Source organism: Mesorhizobium sp. M2A.F.Ca.ET.037.01.1.1, from assembly GCF_003998075.1.
Lineage (GTDB): Bacteria > Pseudomonadota > Alphaproteobacteria > Rhizobiales > Rhizobiaceae > Mesorhizobium.
Genome location: NZ_RZSA01000531.1, coordinates 1 through 4,622, shown reverse-complemented (window position 1 = coordinate 4,622; position 4,622 = coordinate 1). Strand labels below are relative to the sequence as shown.

Genomic DNA, 4,622 nt, shown 5'->3' with positions numbered 1-4,622 from the left:
GCCGGCTCCTCACGGCAACTGCGCGACGAGCGCGGCGGAATTCGACACCGCGCCGAACACGCCGCCCTGCATCTTGATCATCTTGATCGCCGCCAGGTGGTTGCCGTAGTCGGTCGCCCCGCAGCAATCCTCCAGCATCACGCATTCGAAGCCGCGGTCGTTGGCCTCCCGCATGGTGGTGTGCACGCAGACATCGGTGGTGATGCCGGTGAGCACGATGTTCTCGATGCCGCGTTGGTTGAGGATCAGCTCGAGATCGGTGGCGCAGAAGGAGCCCTTGCCCGGCTTGTCGATGATCGGCTCGCCCTCGGCCGGATAGAGCTCGGGGATGATGTCCCAGCCCGGCTCGCCGCGTACCAGGATACGCCCGCACGGACCCGGATCGCCGATGCCGGCATTGATGCGGCGCGAGCGCCAGCGCTTGTTGGCCGGCAGGTCTGCGAGGTCAGGGCGGTGGCCCTCGCGCGTGTGGATGATGGTGTAGCCCTTGCCTCGCATAGCCGACAGCACAGATTTGATCGGCTCGATCGGCGCGCGGACCAGCGACAGGTCGTAGCCCATATGGTCGACATAGCCGCCAGGCCCGCAGAAGTCGGTCTGCATGTCGATGATGATCAGCGCCGTGTTGTCGGGCCTGAGATCGCCATTGTAGGGCCAGGGATAGGGATCGGCGTCGATGTAGCGCTGGGTGATCTCGGCTCTGGCGTTCATGGCGAAAACTCCGGTCTCGCGAGCGGTGCGTGGTGCGCGGTCATTTGGTGATCGACAGTTCGCCGGGCGCGCCGGCGAGCGTGCGGCTCGGCGACGAGGTGGCGATCATGATGATGAGGGTGAGGATGTAGGGCGCGGCGTAGAAAAGGTAGTAGCCCTGCGTGACGCCCACCGACTGCAGCGCCGGGCCGAGCGCGCCGGCGCCGCCGAACAGGAGCGCTGCGGCAAAGCAGCCAAGCGGATTCCAGCGCGCGAAGATGACCAGCGCCACCGCCATCAGTCCTTGGCCCGACGAGATGCGCTCGGTCCAGCTGCCGGGATAGTAGAGCGACAGGTAGGCGCCGCCGATGCCGGCCAGCGCGCCGCCGACGCCTGTGGCGAGCAGCCGCACCGTGTTGGGATTGAGGCCCATGGCGCGCGCCGCGTCGGCGCTGTCGCCGACCACGCGCACGATCAGGCCGACGCGCGTGTTGCGGAAGGCCCACCAGAGGAAGACGGCAAGTGCGGCACCGATCAGGAACAGCACGTTGACGTTGAGCGCCGCCTGCACCTGCGGGATGTCGGACCAGTTGCCGAACGGGATCGCCGGCAGGTCGGGCGCCGAAGGCTGGATGAACGGCTTGCCGAAGAAGAAGGCGAGCCCGGTGCCGAACAGCATCAGGGCGATGCCGATGGCGATGTCGTTGACCTTCGGGAATTTGCAGATCCAGCCGTGGAAGAGGCCGAAGCAGAGGCCGGCGAGCGCCGCGGCCAGAAGGCCGAGCCATGGCGAGCCGGTCATTACCGCGATCGCGTAGGCGCTCATGGCGCCGAACACCAGCGTGCCTTCGAGGCCGAGATTGATGCGGCCGGAACGCTCGGTGATGGCCTCGCCGAGCGAGACGAAGATGAAGGGGGTGGAGACGCGGATAGCCCCGCCCAGCATGGCGAGCGGCACGCCCCACAGTCCGATGTCGGTCGTTTCCATCAGACATTTCCCTTCAAAAAATGGGGCCTCTGCCAGAGGTCCGGGTTGAAGAGCTTTAAGCGGCCGTAGAAGGTCTCGCTGAACAGGACGACGATGAACAGCATGCCCTGCAGCACCAGGACAGTTGCGTCGGGCAGGTCCATGCGGCGCTGGATCAGTCCGCCGGACGCGTCGATGCCGCCAAGCAGGATGGCGACAGGGATGATGGCAAGTGGGTTGTGGCGGGCGAGGAAGGCGACGAGGATGCCGGTATAGCCGTAGCCGGCGGCAAGCGAGCCATTCGCGCTGCCTTGCACGGCTGCGACCTCCAGCATGCCGGCGAGGCCGGCGAAACCGCCCGCCAGCGCGGTGAAGCCGACGATCAGCGGTCCGACGGCAAGGCCCTGGACCTGCGCGGCCCTGACATTGCCGCCGGCGATGCGGGCGGCAAAACCCCAGCGGGTCTTCTCGATCAGCAGCCAGGAGAGCACGCAGGCGAGGATGCCGACCACGAGACCCCAATGCACCTCCATGCCCGGTATGTTGCCGATGCGGTAGATGTCGGCCAGCGGCTGGGTCGAGGGTTTATTCAGCGAGGCCGGGTCGCGCAGCGGCCCTTCCACCAGATGGTTCATCAGCGCGATGGCTATATAGGCCATCAGCAGGCTGGAGATGGTCTCGTTGACGGCTCGGTAATGGCGGAGCGCGCCGACGACACCTATCCAGATGCCGCCGGCGGCTGCGCCCCCCACGCCCATGAGGAGGATTACGAGGAAGGACGGCGCGCCGTTCAGCGCGACGCCGATGGCGGCTGCGGCGACGCCGCCCAGCACGATCGCGCCTTCGCCGCCGATGACGACCAGGCCAAGGCGCGCCGGCAGCGCCACGCACAGCGCCGCAAGCAGGAGCGGCGCGCCGCGCGACAGGGAGTTCTGGATCGAGAACCAGGAGCCGAAGCCGCCCCGCCACATCGTCTCATAAAGCTGCACCGGCGACTTGCCGACAGCCAGGATGAACAGGCTGAACAGCACCATGCCGACGACCATCGCCGCGAGCGGAATGACGAAGGCCTCCGCCCGCCTCGCGGTCCATTCGAGCGCCGCCCGGTATCCCCTGGCGTCGAGGATGGTCCGCACGTCCGGGCTGCTCACAGTGTCCGCCATATCCCGTCTCCTCGGCCTGCTTGAAGCGTGCCTCAAGCTCTTGCTCGGATGCATGTCGTCATCCCAAAACCGCTGCGCAGTTTTGGGCGACACGCAATGCCTCAGGCTGTCGAGCCGACGACGCCCTCGACGAGATAGTCCATGCTTTCGAGCTCGATGGCGGTCTCAACGAAGGCCTGGCCTTCGGTCGCGACAACGGCGCCCTTGTTGCTCTTCAACGGGCCCTTGATGACGGAGAAGCCGCCCTTCATCATTTCGGCCAATGTCGCGTCGAACTGCTTGCGCGCGGCTTCGCCAACGGCGGGGCCGAGCGGGCTCATCTTGACGAAGCCGTCGGCCAGTCCGCCGCGGGTGAAATTGGGCAGCGGCTTGCCGGCGATGAGGTCGTCGACGAACATCTTGTAGACCTTGGCCCAGTTCCACTCCGCGCCGGTCAGGTATTTTTCCGGCGCCAGCGGGCTCTGGTTGGCGTGGTAGCCGCAGATGAAGGCGCCGCGGCCGGCGGCGGTCTCGACCACCACCTTGGGGCTGTCGACATGGCAGGTGACGACGTCGGCGCCCTGGTCGATCAGCGCATTGGTGGCCTCGGCCTCCTTCACCGCCAGCGACCACTCGCCGGTAAAGATCACCTGGCAAGTGATCGCCGGATCGACTGAGCGGGCGCCGAGCAGGAAGGAGTTGATGTTGAGCAGGACCTGCGGGATCGGCTTGGCGGCGACGAAGCCGAGCTTCTTCGACTTGCTGGTGTGGCCGGCGACGACGCCGTTCAGGTACTGGCCCATGCCGATATAGCCGAAATAGGAGCCGGCGTTCATCGGGTGCTTGTCCTTGTTCCACATGCCGCCGCAATGGCGGAACTGCACGTCGGGGAACTTGGCGCACATGGCCAGCATATGCGGATCGAAATAGCCGAAGGAGGTCGGGAAGATCAGCGAGGCGCCGTCGAGATTGATCATCGATTCCATCGTCTTCTGGACGTCGACCGTCTCGGGGACGTTCTCTTCCTCGACAATGGAGATGCCTTCGACCCCCTTCAGCGACGCCGCGCCTTCGGCATGCGCCTGGTTGTAGCCATAGTCGTCCTTCGGGCCGACATAGATGAAGCCGACGGTGGCGGCGGCGGCGCGCGCCGCGCGGATCGGAAAGGCCGCCGAGGCCAGACCGAGCGCCGCCCCGGCGGCGGAGGTCTTGAGCAGATCGCGGCGGCTAAGCATGAATTTCCCGGTCATATCGAATGCTCCCCTTTCTTGGACCCCTGATGGGGTCGGTTAACACCTCTTCAAGAAAGTGCATGCAATCGCTGTGCCAGTTCCTTTTTTTGATTTTCCGTAATAAAATCAATAAATGAATTTAGAAGACATGCATAAACCAAAGGCAAGTGCATGCACTTTTTGCCTGATAAATGATCAATTTGACATTGAGGTCAAAATCTAGGCATACAGGGATGCGGCCTTGAGTCGAAACAGCCCGTGGACCGTCCACCTCGCGGGCCGTCCGCAATAAACTGGGCGGAGGAGACGTGTCGGGAAAGCGTGGCTTGGTCAGGTCGGGCACGACCGTGGATCAGATGGTGCGGGCGATCGCGGACCGCATCGTCACCGGCTATCTGCGTCCCGGCGAAAAGCTCGACGAGGGCTCGCTCGCCGCCCGCTTCGACGTTTCGCGCACGCCGGTCCGGGAGGCGCTCAGCCAGTTGAGCGCCATTGGGCTGGTCGAGAGGCGGCCCAACCGAGGCGCCATCGTCGCCGTGGTCACGCAGGAGCATCTGGCCTCGATGTTCGAGAGCATGGCCGAGCTGGAGG

Annotated in this window: 5 protein-coding genes; 1 reads left to right on the top strand and 4 read right to left on the bottom strand. The window is 65.2% G+C overall.

Annotated features, from left to right (window positions below; all coding sequences use genetic code 11):
- Positions 1-9: 9 nt before the first annotated feature.
- The 4 genes from EOA27_RS23340 to EOA27_RS23325 form a co-directional block, all read right to left on the bottom strand.
- Complete coding sequence (locus tag EOA27_RS23340) at positions 10-711, bottom strand: isochorismatase family cysteine hydrolase (RefSeq protein WP_126081111.1); 702 nt, start codon at positions 709-711, stop codon at positions 10-12.
- Between the two features lie 40 nt (positions 712-751).
- On the bottom strand, positions 752-1,678 hold the full coding sequence (locus tag EOA27_RS23335; RefSeq protein WP_126081112.1) for an ABC transporter permease: 927 nt from the start codon (positions 1,676-1,678) through the stop codon (positions 752-754).
- Positions 1,678-2,820: an ABC transporter permease gene (locus tag EOA27_RS23330; RefSeq protein WP_126081113.1), complete on the bottom strand. Its 1,143-nt coding sequence runs from the start codon at positions 2,818-2,820 to the stop codon at positions 1,678-1,680. The genes EOA27_RS23335 and EOA27_RS23330 overlap by 1 nt, the downstream gene beginning before the upstream one ends.
- A 101-nt stretch (positions 2,821-2,921) precedes the next feature.
- Positions 2,922-4,049: a BMP family ABC transporter substrate-binding protein gene (locus EOA27_RS23325; protein ID WP_126081114.1), complete on the bottom strand. Its 1,128-nt coding sequence runs from the start codon at positions 4,047-4,049 to the stop codon at positions 2,922-2,924.
- Between the two features lie 308 nt (positions 4,050-4,357).
- On the opposite strand from EOA27_RS23325, the gene EOA27_RS23320 reads away from it, so the two are divergent.
- Positions 4,358-4,622: GntR family transcriptional regulator (locus EOA27_RS23320; protein ID WP_145970486.1), on the top strand; the 265-nt coding region annotated here is incomplete at its 3' end.

What these genes read in the sequence shown, in the direction of transcription:
- EOA27_RS23335 (WP_126081112.1), bottom strand. Translation starts at nt 1,678, where the DNA reads ATGGAAACGACCGACATCGGACTGTGGGGCGTGCCGCTCGCCATGCTG.
- EOA27_RS23330 (WP_126081113.1), bottom strand. Translation starts at nt 2,820, where the DNA reads ATGGCGGACACTGTGAGCAGCCCGGACGTGCGGACCATCCTCGACGCC.
- EOA27_RS23340 (WP_126081111.1), bottom strand. Translation starts at nt 711, where the DNA reads ATGAACGCCAGAGCCGAGATCACCCAGCGCTACATCGACGCCGATCCC.
- EOA27_RS23325 (WP_126081114.1), bottom strand. Translation starts at nt 4,049, where the DNA reads ATGACCGGGAAATTCATGCTTAGCCGCCGCGATCTGCTCAAGACCTCC.